18 protein-coding genes are annotated in these 18,918 nt (G+C 42.4%); 10 read left to right on the top strand and 8 right to left on the bottom strand.

The window, feature by feature from the left end; genetic code table 11:
• From VFM80_RS02625 to VFM80_RS02615, 3 genes are all read right to left on the bottom strand, one after another.
• A partial coding sequence (locus VFM80_RS02625) for a lipocalin-like domain-containing protein (RefSeq protein WP_395069268.1) occupies positions 1-471 on the bottom strand: 471 nt, incomplete at its 3' end.
• A 77-nt stretch (positions 472-548) separates the two neighbouring features.
• The gene (locus VFM80_RS02620) at positions 549-3,098 is read right to left on the bottom strand and encodes an FtsX-like permease family protein (protein WP_395069266.1); all 2,550 of its coding nucleotides are present in this window, start codon (positions 3,096-3,098) and stop codon (positions 549-551) included.
• Positions 3,095-3,805, bottom strand: coding sequence for an ABC transporter ATP-binding protein (locus VFM80_RS02615; protein WP_395069264.1), 711 nt, complete (start codon positions 3,803-3,805; stop codon positions 3,095-3,097). Before VFM80_RS02615 ends, VFM80_RS02620 begins: the two co-directional genes overlap by 4 nt.
• 406 nt (positions 3,806-4,211) lie before the next feature.
• Here VFM80_RS02615 and VFM80_RS02610 point away from each other — a divergent pair, with 406 nt between their 5' ends.
• From VFM80_RS02610 to VFM80_RS02575, 8 genes are all read left to right on the top strand, one after another.
• Entirely contained in the window at positions 4,212-4,760 is a 549-nt protein-coding gene (locus VFM80_RS02610) for an REP-associated tyrosine transposase (RefSeq protein ID WP_395069262.1), read from the top strand.
• Positions 4,761-4,995: 235 nt separating this feature from the next.
• Complete coding sequence (gene hisA, locus VFM80_RS02605; protein ID WP_395069260.1) at positions 4,996-5,712, top strand: 1-(5-phosphoribosyl)-5-[(5-phosphoribosylamino)methylideneamino]imidazole-4-carboxamide isomerase; 717 nt, start codon at positions 4,996-4,998, stop codon at positions 5,710-5,712.
• Between the two features lie 141 nt (positions 5,713-5,853).
• Positions 5,854-6,231, top strand: a complete 378-nt coding sequence (locus VFM80_RS02600; RefSeq protein WP_395069258.1) for a BlaI/MecI/CopY family transcriptional regulator — start codon at positions 5,854-5,856, stop codon at positions 6,229-6,231.
• A 1-nt stretch (position 6,232) separates the two neighbouring features.
• Complete coding sequence (locus VFM80_RS02595; RefSeq protein ID WP_395069256.1) at positions 6,233-8,023, top strand: TonB family protein; 1,791 nt, start codon at positions 6,233-6,235, stop codon at positions 8,021-8,023.
• 118 nt (positions 8,024-8,141) lie between these two features.
• The gene (locus tag VFM80_RS02590) at positions 8,142-8,324 is read left to right on the top strand and encodes a PspC domain-containing protein (RefSeq protein WP_395069254.1); all 183 of its coding nucleotides are present in this window, start codon (positions 8,142-8,144) and stop codon (positions 8,322-8,324) included.
• Between the two features lie 62 nt (positions 8,325-8,386).
• Positions 8,387-9,241, top strand: coding sequence for a hypothetical protein (locus VFM80_RS02585; RefSeq protein WP_395069253.1), 855 nt, complete (start codon positions 8,387-8,389; stop codon positions 9,239-9,241).
• Between the two features lie 97 nt (positions 9,242-9,338).
• Positions 9,339-9,689 carry a hypothetical protein gene (locus VFM80_RS02580; protein ID WP_395069251.1) on the top strand — a complete coding sequence of 117 codons (351 nt, stop codon included), beginning with the start codon at positions 9,339-9,341 and terminating at the stop codon, positions 9,687-9,689.
• Between the two features lie 62 nt (positions 9,690-9,751).
• Positions 9,752-9,907 carry a hypothetical protein gene (locus VFM80_RS02575; RefSeq protein ID WP_395069249.1) on the top strand — a complete coding sequence of 52 codons (156 nt, stop codon included), beginning with the start codon at positions 9,752-9,754 and terminating at the stop codon, positions 9,905-9,907.
• A 6-nt stretch (positions 9,908-9,913) separates the two neighbouring features.
• Here VFM80_RS02575 and VFM80_RS02570 read toward each other — a convergent pair whose 3' ends face one another.
• The 5 genes from VFM80_RS02570 to VFM80_RS02550 form a co-directional block, all read right to left on the bottom strand.
• A complete protein-coding gene (locus VFM80_RS02570; protein WP_395069248.1) occupies positions 9,914-10,768 on the bottom strand; it encodes an SDR family oxidoreductase in 855 nt (284 codons plus the stop codon).
• Positions 10,769-10,846: 78 nt separating this feature from the next.
• The gene (locus VFM80_RS02565) at positions 10,847-12,031 is read right to left on the bottom strand and encodes a thiolase family protein (RefSeq protein WP_395069246.1); all 1,185 of its coding nucleotides are present in this window, start codon (positions 12,029-12,031) and stop codon (positions 10,847-10,849) included.
• Between the two features lie 19 nt (positions 12,032-12,050).
• A complete protein-coding gene (locus VFM80_RS02560) occupies positions 12,051-12,401 on the bottom strand; it encodes a four helix bundle protein (protein ID WP_395069244.1) in 351 nt (116 codons plus the stop codon).
• 43 nt (positions 12,402-12,444) lie between these two features.
• Entirely contained in the window at positions 12,445-14,790 is a 2,346-nt protein-coding gene (locus tag VFM80_RS02555; protein ID WP_395069242.1) for a 3-hydroxyacyl-CoA dehydrogenase/enoyl-CoA hydratase family protein, read from the bottom strand.
• Between the two features lie 75 nt (positions 14,791-14,865).
• Positions 14,866-16,653, bottom strand: a complete 1,788-nt coding sequence (locus tag VFM80_RS02550; protein WP_395069241.1) for an AMP-dependent synthetase/ligase — start codon at positions 16,651-16,653, stop codon at positions 14,866-14,868.
• A 179-nt stretch (positions 16,654-16,832) separates the two neighbouring features.
• Between VFM80_RS02550 and VFM80_RS02545 the strand changes: the two genes are divergently transcribed.
• On the top strand, positions 16,833-17,198 hold the full coding sequence (locus tag VFM80_RS02545; protein ID WP_395069239.1) for a PaaI family thioesterase: 366 nt from the start codon (positions 16,833-16,835) through the stop codon (positions 17,196-17,198).
• Between the two features lie 291 nt (positions 17,199-17,489).
• The coding region (locus VFM80_RS02540; protein WP_395069237.1) for an Ig-like domain-containing protein at positions 17,490-18,918 on the top strand (1,429 nt) is incomplete at its 3' end.

The following is an 18,918-nucleotide window of genomic DNA, read 5'->3' as shown; positions in this document are numbered from 1 at the left end:
CCAGATTCGATAAGGCTCTGTTTGAGCACCTGCCAGGCCTGCCGCACCGCGACTGTATCGCTCCTCAAAAACATGATCCGAATTCTCTACATCCGAAATGGCAAAATGACCTAAATACAACTGGTCGGTATTCCAGTCTTCCCCGAAAGCTGATCCTTCATCTTCATTTTCAGGTGGATTTAGCTGACTTCGGAAAATAGTAAACTGATAGCCAAACTGACGTCCATCTTCCGTAAACACATTTCCTGTGTAGTACCACCATTCCGTTCTGAATCCAGGGTGTGGTCCGTGATCCTCCGGAAATATAAATTCCCGCGGTCCGGTAGCACGCAGATAGCCTTCATCATCCCCGCCACCCATCGCTTCCGCAACAGAAACGGTTGCACGAATTTCCTGATCTTGTTCCGGCCAAAACCATACAATACCTGCAATGAATGTAATTGCTATTACAAACCAATAAAGTTTTTTCATATCTCAGTATCCTTAATTGATACAGCACAAGCGAAACGCTTGCGCTAGTTGGTTATAAAGTTTTTCATCACCATGCCTTATTCATTTCTCAATGCATCGGCGGGATTTGCTTTGGCCATTTTCCATGATGGGTACAGCCCGGCAAGCAGTGCCGCTACGATCGCCAGTCCCACAGCCTGCAATAAAACTCCCGGCGATATCATAAACTGAAGCGTCCATCCAAAAGATCGCAGGTTGATAACATATACCAATATATAGGCCATCAGTATTCCAAGCGGAACCGACAGGATCCCGGCCATCACTCCCATAACTCCGGTTTGAGTGACCACATAATTCCAAAGCTGCCCGGGTGTCATTCCATTTGCCCTCAGTACCGCAAGTTCTCTGGAACGCTCCAGCTGAAGTGCCATCAAGGCGCTCAAGACTCCGATAAACGCCACCAAAATAGCCAGCATCCTCAGTACAATAGTTACGGTGAACGTGCGGTCAAATATTTCTATGGAAGCTTCCCGAAGCCCGCGGTTAGATCGGATAAATACTTCCTGCATGCCTTCTGATCTTTCCCTGAGCCGTTCTACTAATTCGTCCACGTCTACCCCGCTTGCTGCATAAAGAGCAAGCCCTGAAATAGCCTCATCATCAAAATACCGGTTATAGATATCCCGGTTGATGGTGATGGTTCCTATATCCGAGGCATAATCAAAATTGATGGCCTGGATCTCAAATGTCTTTCGCCCTTCGTCGGTTTCCACAAAAAGAGAATCGCCCAAGCCAACATCATTTCTATAGGCGTACACTTCTGAAACCATAACGATATTTTCTTTCGAATATCGCTGCCAAAATTCCGAAGCTTCTTCTTTGAGTTGATACGTGTTTTGGGCTTTCGGTCCCTGATCGATCGCAACCAAGTTATCAGTTCCCTTATTTGTCCTGACATCTACGCTGCGAACGGTGTGCGACTCTGCCACTCCTTCGGTATTCTTAAGTATATCAACGAGCATGGGTACCAATTCTGAATCAGCTTTACGGGATACTGAACTTGGCGGCTGAACATATACATCTGCCTGAAGCTGACTTTCCAGCCATGAAACCACGGTGGTTCTGAAACTGTCTACCATCACCCCAACCCCAACGGTTGCGGCAACGGCTACCACTAATGCAGCAATAGCCACTGAGGTCCGGCTAAGTTCCGTAACCACTCCACGCACCGACATCTTTCCTATCAATCCATTTAGCTTTCCTGCAATAGGTCGGAATATTTTTGCCATTCCTACAATAAGCAACGGAATGATCAGCGAAAATCCCACGATCATAAATAACAGCGAGGAATATCCGGCCGCAATCCCGCCATTGGGAATGAGTAATATTCCGACACCCGCTAATCCTGCCAAAACTCCAATTATGGCCAGAGGAAAAATTCTTTCCGTGATCTTTGATTCGCTAGACGAACGACGTAAAACCGTAGATACTTCTGCTTGCGAAGCCTCACGAGCCGGCCAAAAAGATGCTATCAACGTAGCTCCGATCCCAAGCACTGCTCCTTTTGCAATTGGAAAGAAATCAATAGATAACTCCTGTACAGAAAGTACAAAGTATAAATCGTTGATGGATTGAGTTACCAACTTCACCAAAAACTGCGCTAAGAAAATACCCGAGATGATCCCGATCAGTGTTCCTAAAAATCCAATTAAAAGTGCTTCCTTGAGGACAATGGTAAGAATCTCATTTTTTGTAACTCCCAAAGCCCGAAGCCTTCCAATAAGCGGACGGCGCTGTACAACCGAAAATGTCATGGTATTGTAGATCAGGAACATACCGACCAGTAGTGCCAGCATACTGAGAGCCTGCAGGTTGAATTCAAAAGCACGGGTCATTTGTTCCACAGTTTCCGTCCTTGAATCCGAACGAATGACATCTGCTCCTTCCGGTAGCATAGATTCTATTTCCGGTATGATCGAATTTTCGGCATCCTGAGGCAAAATAAGATCGATTCGGGATAATTTGTCCTGCATATCAAACAGGCGCTGTGCGGTGCTGATATCGACTACCAGTAAACTTTCCAGTGCTTGTTGGCTGCGGTCATTCTCAGCATCGATCAATCCAACGAGCCTTATCTGGAACGGACGTCCGCCTACTGAGATCGACAAGGTATCGCCGATCGAAACTCCAAGTTCTTCAGCAACAGGTTCAGCGATAAGGCCGGTATTCTGACCGCTCATAAATGCTGAAAGTTCAATTCCTGCTTCCTGACTGGCAAAATCCCGGAACGGAGCCTCCGCAATCGGATCAATTCCCAGAATCTGAAAAGTTCGGTTCAAGCCATTAACTCTTGCATAACCCTCCACCACCGGAGCTGAATTCCTAATCTTCCCGTCGATGCGGATACTTCGATAAACCTCCTCATTCAGATCTTCAGCTGCACCCTGTATTTGATGAGTGGCTTTGCCTGTCACCGCTTCAGTTGAAAGGGAAAAAGCTGTTTTAGCCGAGCTGTTGGAAAGATCGATCGAAACGACTACCGAAACGCCCAGCGCCACTCCCAATATCGATAGTGCAAAATGCCAAGGGTGTTGCAGTAAAAAACGAAGACTGGAAAGCCAAAGTAAATTCGATCCTGAGGTTTTCATTGTTGAGCAACTTCCGCATTATTTTCGGCTATGTGCAGCTTACCACCACTCAGCTCAAGAACCCGGTCAGCCATCTTACAAATATCGCGATCGTGGGTAGCGATGATCATAGTTCGTCCGTTTTCCCTCACCAGTTTATTCAGGATATCGAGGATGGTGCTTCCGGTTTCAAAATCGAGATTACCCGTGGGTTCATCTGCGAGAATTAGCATGGGTTCATGAGCCAGCGCCCGGGCAATGGCCACCCGCTGTTGTTCCCCACCTGAAAGCCGGTCCGGATAGCTGTCGCCTCGATCACCAAGACCCACTTCATTCAAAAAATGATCCACAATTTCAGAAGAGGCCTCATCAGAATTTCCTTTCAGTTTCAATGGCAGCAGTACATTTTCACGGGCTGTCAGTGTGGAGATCAGATTAAAAGACTGAAACACAAACCCGATATTTTTCCGGCGAAAAAGGGTCCGGTCTTTCTCGTTAAGTTCGGCAAGATTTGTCCCTCCAATGATAACTTCGCCAGAATCCGGTTTATCAATTCCACTCACCAGATTAAGCATCGTACTTTTTCCCGAACCGGAACGCCCCAGCAGCACGATCATCTCTCCTTCCTGTACATGAAGTTCCAAATCGTCTAAAACCGAGCGGATCTTGTCTCCCTCTTTATAATTTTTTGTCAGCTTAGTAAGCTGTATGTGTGCTTCTTTTTCCATGCGATTTTTTCGTTGATCAAATACTCCGACCAAACACCGGTAAGCTTTTATTTGTTCCTGATCGTAAATGAATAATGATTCTTTAATACTTTACCCTAACACAGGAACCGGCACTAGCGCAAGCGTCTCGCTTGTGCGATGTTTTTAAAGACTCAGTGCCTTAGTAAGAACAGGTCCAAGCGAGACGCTTGAACCAGAGGTTGATTTGGAACGCTTGAGGTAGGTGGGTGTACCTAGTCGATGGATCACGGGTAGATTCAGAACACAAAAACCAAGCGGCAAGAATTAGGGGAGAGTAAACGCTTTTTGATATTTATTAAAAGCTGAGTTCAAGTAATAAGTGCAACACGAAAAAATTTGTAAGGATTCTATCTGAAACTGCTCTAACAAGTAAAACCAAATTACTATGAGTAGAAAGTTTAGAATCTTAAATCAGCATCAAGCATATTTTATAACCTGTTCAATAATAAAATGGCTCGATATGTTTAAAGAAAAAGAATACAGGGATATCATTATCGATAGCCTCAAGTATTGCCAGAAGCATAAAGGACTAATTATTTATGCGTGGTGTTTCATGTATGATCATATTCATTTGATCATTGGAACCAGGAACCAACCCATGCATAATATCCTAAGGGATTTTAAAAGTTACACTTCAAGGCATATCAGAAAAGAAATGTATAAACACATTCAGACTACAAAAATAGCAAGCATGTATCATGAAATGAAGAATGCAGGTATGATGAATAACAACAATAATGATTGGCAATTTTGGCAACAACACAACCACCCACAAGAACTCTTCTCCAAAAAAGTAGCTGATCAAAAATTGAATTATATCCACTATAACCCTGTCAAAGCGGGATTGATTGATGATCCAAAAAATTGGGAATATAGCAGTGCGATTGATTATGATGGAGGAAAAGGCCTGATAGATATTGAATTTCTGAAATAATCATATCCATAAACTTGTTGATAATACTGATATTTGCATTCTAACCAATTAACCTCCCGGCACTAGCGCAAGCGTCTCGCTTGTGCGGTGGTTTTAATGACTCAGTGCCTTAGTAAGAACAGGTCCAAGCGAGACGCTTGAACCAGAGGTGGGTTCGAAAATTATTTACCTCCCTCATTTAATTCCCCATGATTCTCAGTTTTCGAAGCCATACCTTTGAAGCAAAAAGAATTTAATGCAAACTATTCCCGCTATCGACCTCCTGAATGGACAGGCTGTTCGCCTTCACAAAGGCTCTTACGAAGAAGTCACCATCTATGACAAATCTCCACTGAATCAGGCTAAAAAATTCAAAGATGCCGGCTTCGATCATATTCATGTTGTTGATCTGAATGGCGCAAAACAGGGAGAATTCGTAAATCTTCCGCATATCAAAGAGATCATTAATGAACTGGGAATTTCTGTTCAAACCGGAGGCGGGATCCGGAGTTTTGCAGATGTGGAAATGCTGCTTGATGCCGGACTTTCGAAAGTGATCTGCAGTTCCATGGCCATTAAAAATGAAAAGGATTGGTTGAAGACGCTGGAAAAATATCCTGAAGACATGATCCTGGGAATGGATTTGAAAGATGGCAAAATTGCCTATTCCGGCTGGCTTGAAACGGCTGAAGAATCTGTAGAGTCTTTTCTCAGCCGAATGATCGAAGCAGGTTTACAGGAAGTATTGTGCACAGATATTTCTAAAGACGGTACACTCTCCGGTCCTAATTTTGAATTGTATAATGACCTGAAAAAGAATTTCCCGGGAATCAGGATCATAGCATCCGGTGGAGTTTCCTCTCTTGAAGATCTTCAAAAACTTGCTGGTGCTGATATTGATGCTGTAGTAATAGGTAAGGCTTATTACGAAAACCGCATTTCGCTAAAAGACGTGGCGTCCTTCAACTTATAGTAAGTTATTTCCGATCTATTGGTAAAGTAATCGTTATAGCTTTACTTCTAATCTTCAATTAGCCATTATTAATTTGTAAGAAATAAATATTGATTTTTAATTCAATACTATTATATTAGTACTAACTAATTCAATTATGCTATGAGAAAATCACTGACACCACTTGGAGAATCGGAAATGGAAATCCTGCACCACGTGTGGGAACTGGGTGAAGCAACGGTAGCCCAGGTTAAAGAGCGCATCCTGAAAGAGCGCAAAGTGGCCTACACTACGGTCATGACCATCATGAAGAATTTGAACGACAAAGGATATTTAAAATATTACAAAGACGGAAATACCTTCGTGTACAGTGCCCGAAAGGAGCCACTAGAAGTGCAGTCAAGTTTGGTTTCCGGAATGATTGACAAGGTATTCAAGGGATCCACCGCCGCCTTGGTACAAACGCTGGTTAAGGGGGAAAATATCAGCGAAGAAGAATTAAAAGAGTTAAGAGATATGATAGACAGTATGGAGGAATGATATGTACGAGATCATTTACTATTTGAAAGAAATTGGAAACTTCAGCATGGATACGTTTTGGTTTCCCATCGCAATATGGACGTTATGCTGCGGTATCGCATTCCTTGTCTTAAGGAATCGTGAAAGTTTAAATCCGCTTTTTCATTATCACTTGCGTACAGCGGCTTTATTATCGCTTCCTTTTGGTATAGGCGCGGCTGCTATTATGAGTCAGATCCCAAAATGGTTTACCCAATCAAATATAGAGACTGCTTTTTTTGTGGTTCAGAATCCTATTGAGTTAGTACCCGGGGCAGGTAATTCAACCACCGAGGTTTCCATAAACTGGATGGAACCTACATTGTTGATCGGTATTGGTACGGTAATAATTGTACTTATTTCATTGTTCATGCTGGGGCGTTTGATCAGCAGCTATCTGGCGTTGAAATCACTATATAAGAACTTGAAGATCACAGAGCTTGAAGAAACACTCTCCCCGGATATTTTAGGTAATAAAACTGTTAAACTCGCTTTTCATGACCATCCGCTGGTGCCTTTTACCTTTGGGTGGAAACAACCGGTCATCGTGCTTCCAGGCATTTTGCAACATGAACCGGAAAAACTGGACATGGCTCTGCAGCATGAGCTAACCCACATTAAACGGGGTGATTATCTGCTGCAACTGGCATTGTCTATGATCGAGTCTGTTTTTTGGTTCCATCCCCTCATTCGGTATGGAAATCAGGAGATAGATACCTACCGCGAAATTTCCTGTGATCAGGAAGTGCTTTCCAGATCCGACTTCTCCATAAAATCCTACGCCAACCTCTTATATGAATTAGTTCCGCTCAGCAGTGGCTCAAGCAGGTTGTCAGTGAGCATGGCGGTTAAAAATTCAACCTTAAAAAAACGTATTAAGACCATGAAATATCACAAACTACACAAAGCATCATTTAAACAGAGCATAGCCTTTCTAATGCTTATGATTATTGGGATCACCCTCCCTATTGCATGTTCGGATTTACGCGGTCCACAGGGTGTGTCTAATGAAGAATTACAGCAAGCTCAAATACAAATCCAGGAACCTACAGTTTCTGTCAATGGTATCGAACTTGATACTAAGAACATGAATGGTATTAAAATAGGAGGCTTAGGAGCTGTACAAATTATAACTACGGAATATGGAATGTTCAAAGTGGCACCTCGTAGTTTCGAAGGTGGCATCCAAGCTGGAAAAATAGAGGGAAATTCTCTCTCTTTTGAATATAATGAGCTAAATGTAAAATTAAACTCTACTAGTGAAATCATTCCTGGAATCTCAAGTACACCCATTTGGGTTAGTTATTTTGAAGGAACAGCCAATGCGAACATGCTATTCCCAATGGAAAATGCTTTAACACAAATGCCTCCGCCCCCACCAAGTCCACACACTCTTGATAAATCAGAAGATGAGGGAGACTATTTCGTAGTAGTCGAAAAAATGCCCGTTCTGATTGACGGCATGAAATCAATCCAAAGTAAAATGGAGTACCCTGACATGGCACGCCGTGCAGGTATTGAAGGGCGTGTAACCGTTCAATTCATTGTGAATGAAAATGGAGATGTAGAAAATGCCAAAGTCGTTCGTGGAATTGGCGGCGGTGCCGATGAAGAGGCATTGCGTGTGGTTCGTCAAGCCAAATTTGAACCTGGCATGCAAAGGGGACGACCGGTTAGGGTTAAATATGCCTTGTCCGTTAATTTCCGTTTAGCTGATTCAGAGTTCAGTTCATCAGAAAATTCTTCGCCTCCACCTCCTCCCTCAGACAATTAAGAATTATGTATAAAGCGGAGCTAAGCCTCCGCTTTTTTTTTATTTGAACTTTTTTGCAACATCTTTTTTTATATGGCGTATTACCACGGTAGATTATAATCAAACTAATTCTATCATCATGCCAGCTAAACTTAGAAAATCACGTACCGATAAAATGCTTGCAGGCGTTTGCGGCGGCTTTGCGGAATATCTTGGATGGGACGCCACCCTCGTTCGTATCATTTTTGCACTGATCCTTGTTTCAAGCTTTGGAACGGCTGTGCTTGCTTACTTTATTCTCGCTATTGTAATGCCCGAGTAAGCCTCTCTTGTAAAAGTCGTGTCGCATTAGCATCTTCAGCTCCAACAAATCTTGTTTAGCTTATGAAAGTTGGAATTGTAGGAGATGCAAAACGTGCGGTAGCCTGGGAGCGACATCTTCGCCCCCATCAAATAGTTCAGGAAGTCGAACTTTGCCCGCATATTAATGAAGTAGGTGAAGTTGATGCCTGTTTCCTGGTAGATGAGTCTGACCAAAATCTGGATATTTTACTGGAAGGCATTCAACTTGGCTTACATTGCTTTCTTATCTCCCGACAGCCAACGGACCCCCAAAAGCTCGAAAAGATATACCGCGCAACTAAGGAAGCCGGCGTTCAGGTGCAATTCTCCCATTGGCCAACCCTTGCTCCCGCCACTCAATGGATGATGGATCGTATGGATCGCCCTTCATACTTAAGTATATCCAGGGAGATCAACTACACCCAATTCCTGAATTCAGAAGATGAGTTCCGGCACTTTTGGATCGATGAACTCGGTCTTTGTATGAAGTGGATGGACAGCGGAATTCATCATGCAGAAGCTAAACAAATAAAGCTGGATAACATCCATCCAACGGCTATCCATATATTTCTCAGGTTTGATAATGGATCAACAGCTGATATTTCAATATACACCGGGGCATCCGCAAACCGTCACAAGAGAGTGGCTTCAAACAGTCAGGAGATCATGGATTCCAGTGTACAAGATCAGCAAATACGGATCGGCCGGCTCAATTCCGGAGATCATCTATATTTTGAAAAACAGGTGTTTGACCCGGCCAAAGCTGCAGAAAAGGCTGCCCTTATGTTTCTGAAATCGGTGCAAATGAATAAAGAGACCCCCTATACTGCCTACGATGCTCATAAGCTTTCCCTTCAAATAAAAACACTCGAAAAACGGCTCTCACAGTTCAACTGAGCGCTATGTTAACTTAATGTTAACTTTTCGTTAACAATTCATTTACTTTGTCTTAACAATTCCTTAACATTGGAAGAGAAACAAGTGGAGAAATACTATGAACAAACTAATTTCGGCTTTTTTATTTTTATTGATCTTTTCTACCGGCCTTTTTGCACAACAAACGATCAAGAATGTTGAACACGAATATGTAATTACACATGTTGAAAACAACATTTATGACGTTAAGTTTTTCGACAATGAAGGAAATATCCTTCAAAAAGGTCAGTACTGGAAAGAAGGTAATAAGGTAAAACCTCACGGAACATGGGTTTTATTCGGCTTTAATTCTGACAAGGTAATAACCAAAGCCGTTTACGATAAAGGCGAAAAAATCAGTATTGAGACCATCATTGATGGAAAAGTAATTATAGCTGATAAACAGCAATTAGCTGCAAAAAATAACTGACAGCATCTTTTTCATTATTCAACAACAATACATTATGCACCAAAAATTAAGGAGGTGCCGTTATGAGAGCAAAATTATATGAAAAATATTACAAATTAGGATTTGACCATTACATCTTTAAGAACATATTTGGTCTGCACAAGCCGGACAAAAATGTGAAGCGTTTTTATTACGCAATTATCGCTACCGCTATGATGGTAGGTTTTTTGATTTCTTAAAGATCGCTATTTCGGCTTCATGGCCTTGAATATCTTTTTCAGTTTACTTCGCGACATTAGTCCGTCTATAAAGTTAAACTGACCTGCCTGAAGTCTTTCACCTCCATCAATGACCACACATTCACCGGTCATGTAAGATGCGAGGTCAGACATAAGAAAAATTGCAAGATTGGCGAGCTCTTCAGGCTCGCCATATCTTTTTAGGGGAACTTTTTCTATAAACTTCTTTTCCATCGTTTTCTTTGGAACCAATCTTGACCACGCTCCCTCTGTTGGAAATGGCCCAGGCGCAATGGCATTTAATCGAATACCATAGGTGGCCCACTCAAATGCCAAAGATCTAGTCATAGCCAACACTCCGGCCTTACCACAAGCGGATGGAAGTACAAAAGCACACCCGGTACCTTCTGCATAGGTTGTAACCATATTGAGGATATTCCCTTCCTTCTTGTTATCGATGAGATAATTCCCAAATACATGCGTGCAGTTAAAGCTTCCATGTAGGACTATATCTACGATCGCTTTAAATCCACCGGGACTAAGATCTTCCGAAGCCGATAAAAAATTACCGGCCGCATTATTCACCAAGCCTTCCAGAGAGCCAAAATCATCAATGATCTGTTCAAACATCGATGTTACCCCTTCATAATCCCGAACATCGCATTGATAATAGCGAGCGTCGGCTCCTTCCCTTTCTTTTTCAATTTCCTTAACAGCCTTTTTAAGCTTTTCTTCAGTTCTTCCACAGATAGCAATGTCGGCACCGGTTCGTGCAAAAGCTTTGGCCATAGCCAAACCCAGTCCGCTTCCCCCACCTGTAATTAGAATGGTTTTCCCGGATAGCGTGTCTTCTTTGAACATGATATTATAAATGACGGATGACCAAGGACGGTTGACCGAAGACTATCGTCACAGGTCGTTCGTCAGTCGTCGTCCTGATTAAAGATTTTCGAATATTCCGGCAGCGCCCATTCCTCCACCGATACACATGGTTACCAATCCATACTTGGATTTGCGGGCTTTCATTTCGTACAAGATCTGTGTGGTAAGCTTTGCTCCGGTACAACCTAACGGGTGACCCATCGCGATCGCACCACCATTTACGTTGGTGATCTCTTCATCCAATCCCAATTTGCGAATCACAGCCAGCGATTGTGAAGCAAAGGCTTCGTTAAGTTCAATGAGATCTATATCCGACAATTTCAATCCGGTTTTACTTAGAACTTTTGGAATAGCCTCTACCGGACCGACCCCCATAATTTCAGGAGCCACACCTGCAACCTGAAATCCAACATAACGGGCCATCGGTTCCAGGCCGAGTTCTTTCAACATTTCGCCGCTCATCACTACTACGCCAGCCGCAGCATCATTCATTTGGGAGGAATTTCCGGCAGTCACAGAACCTCCCTGCTTAAATACCGGGCGCAATCCTGACAAGGCTTCTATCGATGTATCCGCACGAGGGCCTTCATCCTGCTTGAATATTAATGACTCCTCTACTACTTCCCCATCAGCCGTTACTTTCTTTTCTTTGACTTCAACCGGGGTGATCTGCTCATCGAACTTGCCTTCCTTCCAGGCGCTTATAGCACGCTGATGACTTCGATATGCAAACTCATCCTGGTCTTTCCGACTGACCTTATATTTATCTGCTACATTTTCTGCAGTAATTCCCATGCTTACATAAATACCGGGTTTATTATCCACCAAATCCGGGTTGGGCTGAAACGACATGCCTCCCATTGGAACCAAGCTCATCGACTCCACTCCCCCAGCAATGATCACATCTGCTCCACCGGCAATAATCCGTTCAGCTGCCATGGCAATGGTTTGCAACCCTGAAGAACAAAAGCGATTCACAGTCACGCCGGGCACGGAGTCAGGTAATCCTCCAAGAAGTGCAATTTGCCGTGCCACATTCAAACCTTGAGACGCCTCAGGGAATGCGCACCCCATGATCACATCTTCGACCTGATCCGCTTCTAATCCTTTTGTTCTATTCAAAAGATCCTTGACCACAACTCCCCCCATTGAATCAGGACGGGTGAACCTGAGTGATCCTTTATTAGCTTTCCCACAAGGTGTTCGCGCTGCTGATACGATATATGCTGTTTTTGTAGACATAAGATTATAGATAAAAGATTTAAGAAAACTTTTGGATTAAGGTGTAGATCATTTTCTGAATTTCTGATAAATCTGATGAGATTTTTTCGAATTCGCTTTTTGCTAAATATTCGAGTTTATGACTTATGATTAATTGAGTTTCTAATTCGGAACAGGAACCAAAAGATATATTTAGAAATTGTCGAAATTCATTGTCAGAATTTCTCCCGGCTCCCTCAGCTATATTTGAACTAATTGAAACTGAACACCTCCTCATCTGAGATATGATCCCAAACTTTTCTTCTTTTGGAAATTCTTTGGTCAGCTTATAAATAGAAGTTGCTAAATGAATGCCCTTCTTCCACACCTCTAATTGTTTATAATTGTGCATATTTCAATCTCAAATCTTTCATCTAATGTCTAAAATCTATTATCTAATTTCTCAACGGTTTCCCCTTCTTCAGCATGTGTTCCATCCGGGCCAGGGTTCGGTCATCCTGCAGGCATTCAAGGATGGCTTCCCGCTCTAATTTTAGTAAGTAGGATTCGGGGACTTCCTGAGCTTCACTCAAGTCTCCTCCGGCCAGCACATAGGCCACACGTTCGGCTACAACCTGATCGTAATCAGTGATGAACTTTCCTTCGTGCATTACGTGCAGCATTAATTTCATAGCTGCAAGGGCTGTTTTACCGTGAACTTTTATCGGTGTTTCTGCAGGAGATCGATACCCGGCTTGCACAAGATTGAGTGCTTCTTTTTTAGCTGTTTTAATAAGCAGATCACGATTCACCACGATCGTATCGGAATCTCTGAGATAACCCAAATCTTTTGCCAGATGCGCACTTTCAGAAACTTTTGCCATCCCAATTGTTTTAAATACTTCGCGAATGAACGGCAACGGATCAGCTTCGCCTTCCAGTTTATTCATAGCCCGTCGAAGCAATTCTGTGGTACCTCCACCGGCAGGTATCAATCCAACACCCACTTCTACTAATCCCATATATAATTCATGGTGCGCAACCACTTTATCGGAATAGAGGCAAAATTCCACGCCTCCTCCCAGCGTTTTTCCAAATGGAGCCGCTACTACAGGAAATGGGGCGTATCGTAATGCGACGGCTGTTCTTTGGAAGTTGTTTACCGCTTCAACCACGCTATTCCAATCGCCATTTTGTTTGGCTATCAGTGCTTCTTTGAGATTTGCGCCAAAGGCGAAATTGTCACTATCGTGGCTAATGACCAAAGCATCAAAGTCTTTTTTAACAATGTCGAGAGATTTATAAAGGGACTGTACCAGCTCAGCGCCTAAGGTAGAATGAGGGGTGTGAAACTCAAATAGTGCTACTCCATCTCCCATATCGTGAAGAGCAACGCTGTCGTTTTTCATTACCGGAGATTTCTCTTTTCGCAGGTGAGCTACTTTAATCTCTCCTTTTGCTTCTGGTGGAATCTTCGTCATCGACGTGGTCGTTGGATCATAGATCTTCCCATCCTTATAGAATGTGTCAAATCCGGCATCCAACATTTCCGTAATTAGTTCCGGAATGTCTTTTCCTTCTTTTTCAATTCGGTCGGCTGCTTCTTTAATTCCTAAAGCATCCCAGCGTTCAAACGGACCCATTTGCCAATTAAAGCCCCACTGCATAGCCCGATCGATGGATAATGGTGAGTCTGTGATCTCAGGAATTCGGTTAGCCGCGTACATCAACAGATCGCGATGTACGTTCCAAAGAAATTCGCCAATCTTGCCCTCTGAATTCACCAGAAATTTGAGCCGCTCTGCGGTGTTTTTGATCTTATTGGCTTCTTCCAATACCGGATCTTCCAATTGTTGCTGCGATTCATACTCAAACGTCTCCGGATTAAGTACCAGATACTCTCCATCTTTCTTGGTATAAAATCCTTTGCCGGCCTTATTGCCGATCATGCCCTCATCTACCATTTTCTGGAATTCATCAGGCAGGTTGAAAGTCTCCCGCATTTTATCATCGGGAATAGATGGGTATAAATTTTTGGCAACGTGGTTGGTTACATCCAATCCCGCCATATCGGCTGTGCGGAAGGTGGCTGCTTTAGAGTAACCGGTGAGTGTTCCGGTTAGTAGGTCAATTTCTTCAGCCCGAAACTCACCATTAAAAAAATAGGGCATGATATTAGCGATCGAAAAGATCCCCACCCGATTGGCAATAAAGTTTGGAGTATCTTTACAGATCACCACACCTTTGCCAAGGGTTTTCTCACAGAAATGATGCATGAATTCAGTGACTTCATCCGAAGTAGATTCGGTCGGTATCACTTCCAACAATTTCATATACCTTGGCGGATTAAAGAAATGCGTTCCCAGGAAGTGTGCTTTCAGGTCTTTACTGCACTCTTCTCCAATTTCGCTGATAGGCAACCCTGATGTATTAGAACTCACAATAGTCTCCGGCTTTCGAATATCATCAATGCGGGACATCATATCTTTCTTGATGTCCATTTTTTCAATGATCACCTCACAGATCCAGTCTGCATCTTTAAGCTTATCGAAATCATCCTCAAAATTTCCAACTTCGATACGCTTGGCAAATTCAGGTTTCCCGAAGGGAGCCGGTTTCATTTTTGATGCTTTTTGAAGGCTCTCCTCTGCCATTTTATTTGGGCTGTTCTCGTCATCCGATTTAAGATCCAGCAGTACGACATCGAGTCCAGCGTTTATGCAATGGGCTGCAATTTGGCTTCCCATCACCCCTGATCCTAAAACCGCTACTTTCTTGATAGAATATTTTCTTGTACTCATTTCTAACACTTAATTATATTTTTTAATTATAACTCTGCCTCTCCATTTACTCTATGAATAAAAATCTCCAAAAATTTATGAATCCTCATCCTCATAAATAGCGGCAATCTGCTCTTTGTATTTTTCATTGATCACGTTGCGCTTCACCTTAAGAGTTGGAGTGATCTCGCCAGCATCAATCGTAAACTGATCTTCCAAAATCTTGAACCTCTTCACTTTTTCCCACTTTGAAAGGTTCTCATTTACTTTATCCACTTCTTTCTGGATACGTTTGACAACAAACTCATTTTCAGTGATATCGCCATCGGGAAATTCGTGACCTTTGGTCTTGAACCGTTTTTTCATGTTTTCCCAATTGGGAACAATGAGTGCTCCACAGAATTTATGTTCGCTGCCCACTACCACGGCCTGCTCTATAAAACCACTATTTACCAGGGCATTCTCGATAGGTTGAGGTGCTACATATTTACCCGTTGACAGCTTGAATAAAGATTTTTTCCTGTCAGTTACAAACAACCATCCATCTTCATCCAGATAACCAATATCACCGGTATAGAACCAGCCGTCATCATCAATTACTTCTTCTGTTTTTTCTGGCATTTTGTAGTAACCTTTCATAATACAAGGACCTTTTGCCAAGATCTCTCCATCTTCTGCGATCTTGATCTCCACATCGACAATAGGTTTCCCGGAAGAACCGATTCGGAGTTCGCCCCTGGGGGGGCCTGTCAACACGGGAGATGTTTCTGTGAGTCCGTAACCCAATCCGCAGTAAATTCCGATACCGTTTATAAATCGGGCTATATTTGGTGAAAGGGCTGCCCCACCTACATTAAATCCAACCATCCGTCCGCCAAACAATTCACGGATCTTGGCATACACTAACTTGTCTGCTATCTTCCATTTCCATTTAGCAGGTGGATTTTCCGGATCATATTCTTCTGCTAAATTAACCGCCCAATAGTATAATTGCTTTTTAATTCCACTCATTTCTTGGCCTTTCACTTTGATCCCGGTCACAATTTTTTCCAGCAATCTTGGCACCGTTACTAAGTAGATCGGTTTTACCGTACCAAAATCATCTTTGATCTTATCTACATCTTCGATGTAATAAGGAGGCACACCAACATAAGCGTAGATATAAGATGCTGTTCGCTCAAACATATGTGCTAGTGGCAAATAGGAAAGAACTTTTGGTTCATCATAATCATCTGTTTCAAAAGGAAAGATTTCATGTGCGGCCAGTGCATTTCCGGCTATATTATTGTGAGTCAACATTACTCCTTTTGGTACTCCGGTAGTTCCGGATGTATAGATCAATGTGGCTATATCCTCCGGTTCAACGTTACTTCTTAATTTCTCGAAAAGATTTGGTTCTTCTTCTCCTCGCTTATGTCCCATCTCGAGGATCTTGTTAAAAGTTTTCAGCTTTTTATGATCTGAGCCAAGGATAGAAATTACTGCTTTCACATTTTCTACCCCTTTGATGAGAGGCTTTGTCTCAGAGAAAACCTCATCATTGGAAACAAAATGCACTTTGGCCTCTGAATTCTCTAAAATATACTTGATCTGATCGCCTGGTTGTGTTGTGTAAACCGGAACAACCACAGCTCCAATGGAGAGTACAGCCTGATCTATAACAAGCCATTCCGTTGAATTTTCAGCATGAAGCGAAACCTTATCCCCTTTTCGAACACCAAGTTCATATAAACCCAAAGCCAGGTCCTGAACCATTTGTTTAAAATCGTCGATAGAAGTTTCTATCCATTCCCCATTTCGTTTAATGGCTGAATAGATCCCGGTTTTGTTTTTTTTGTACCCTTGTTCTACAACTGATAAAATTGTTGTTGGATCGTATTTCATAATATTTTCCTATCATGTTCGCGGATAATGAGTAAGATACACTTTCACAATTCATTTGAAAGCGATTTCATACCTTTATTTTAATAACTTAACAGCGTTAATCAAATTCAAGTTTTATGTTTGTTGATGAGTCCCTTAAAGAAAAAGTAGAAATCTTTTTTAATTTTAAGCATAAACACATGGGGCATGCTCTTGGCATCGAATTTATACATGTTGGGACCGACAAACTGGTGGCCTCCATGCCGGTTAATGAAAACACGGTACAGCCTTTTGGCGTTCTGCATGGTGGAGCTTCGGTAGCTTTAGCCGAAACTTTGTGCTCGGTCGGCGGCTGGCTACAACTGGATGGTATGGATAAAACGGTGGTTGGAGTTGAAATCAATGCTAATCACATCCGGGCGGTTCGGATTGGCGACGAGGTTACTGGGATGGCAAAGCCGTTACATGTGGGAAGGAAAATCCAGGTTTGGGAGTGTGAACTTCGGGATAAGCAAGATAAGCTGGTTTGCTCTTCAAGGTGCACGCTAGCTGTGGTGAAAAGGTAATTATAAATATTGAATGTTAAATGGCTCCCTCATTCAACATTTAAAATTACACCATATCAGCTGATGTTTAACCCCTATATTTTTTAGAGAAAATTTTACACAGATTCCCGGTTGTGAGTATTTTTTACTTGGTTCTTTATAATGAGATTTTTCTTCTCTGTATATACTCAATGAACTGAGTGCCTCATGTGTACCCCAGAGGCCTATTCTTGAGCTGCATTTCATATTGGCATCTTTTTTGACAGTGTTTATATAACGCTGATTCAGAAAACATCAAGAACTCATGATAATATGAATACCCTTTGTCACCCTTCATTCTTTGCCGGGAATGGTATGGTTCACAACATTCGAAAATTGTGGGTTCTGCTAATCTTGTTCTCTTTTCTTGCATTGACTTCCGGCTGTAATGAATCGGGACTAACAAATGCCGGTTTATTTTTGGAGATTATATCTACAACACCTGCTGCCGATGCAGATAATGTACCCGTTAACACATCCATTTCTGTGACATTCAGTGAAAGTATGGATTCAACCTCTATTAACGAAAACACATTTATTGTCAAAATTGATACTGTCAGTATCTCCGGTACTCTCAGTTATTCAGATCCCACGGCTGTTTTTAAACCATCTAGCCCTCTTGGATATGGAAGCACATATCATGTAGTCATTTCATCTGACGTTGAAGATACACTTGGTAACAACCTTAAAAATAATTTTGAGTGGTCTTTTAAAACTATTGAACAGGAAGCCACACCTCCTCAAATACAGTCAGTCAATCCAGCCGATGAAGAAAGAGACGTTCCTGTTGATGTGGTGATTTCAGCTTCTTTTAGCGAAGCTTTGGATGATGCCTCTGTGAATTCTTCTACATTCATGATCTCACAAAATGGCAATTCGGTTTCGGGAAGTATTGGTTTATCAGGTTCAACTGTTTCATTTACTCCCAACAATGACTTACCGTATGAAGCAGAGGTTAAGGCAGTAATAACAACCGGAGTCAAAGATGGGGCCGGGAATAGTCTCCCGGCTAATTACGAATGGAGCTTTGTGATCATGGATGAACCGGATAATACACCTCCTCAAATACAGTCGGTCAATCCATCTGATGATGAAAGAGACGTTTCTGTTGATATGGTAATTTCAGCTTCTTTTAGTGAAGCTTTGGATGATGCATCTGTGAATTCTTCTACATTCATGATATCTCAAAATGGTAATTCGGTGTCGGGAAGTATTAATTTGTCAGGTTCAACTATTTCATTTACTCCCAACAATGACTTACCGTATGAAGCTGTGGTTACAGCAGTAATAACAACCGGAGTTAAAGATGAGGCCGGAAATAGTCTCCCGGCTAATTACGAATGGAGCTTTGTGATCATGGATGAACCGGATAACATATCTCCCGAGGTTATTTCAACAAGTCCTGCTGATAATGCAAGAGATGTTGATGTGGATTCAGACATTACGGCAACATTCAGTGAGCCTATGAATGAATCTTCGATAAGTAACTCAACAATAATTGTAACCAGACAAGGGCGTACAGTGTCCGGCAGTGTTAGCTATTCTGACAATACAGTAACTTTCAATCCAGACGGAGATCTTCGAGACGATAGAACCTATAGGGTTACTATTACAACAGGTGTTGAGGATTTAGCTGGCAATGCACTCGAAAATGATGTGACTTGGACTTTCCGAACTGAAGATGATGACGACGACGATGATG

The sequence above is a fragment of the Gracilimonas sp. genome, from assembly GCF_035704785.1.
Classification (GTDB): domain Bacteria; phylum Bacteroidota; class Rhodothermia; order Balneolales; family Balneolaceae; genus Gracilimonas.
The sequence above is the reverse complement of the archived record's forward strand: the minus strand, read 5'-3'. Positions and strand labels throughout refer to the sequence as shown.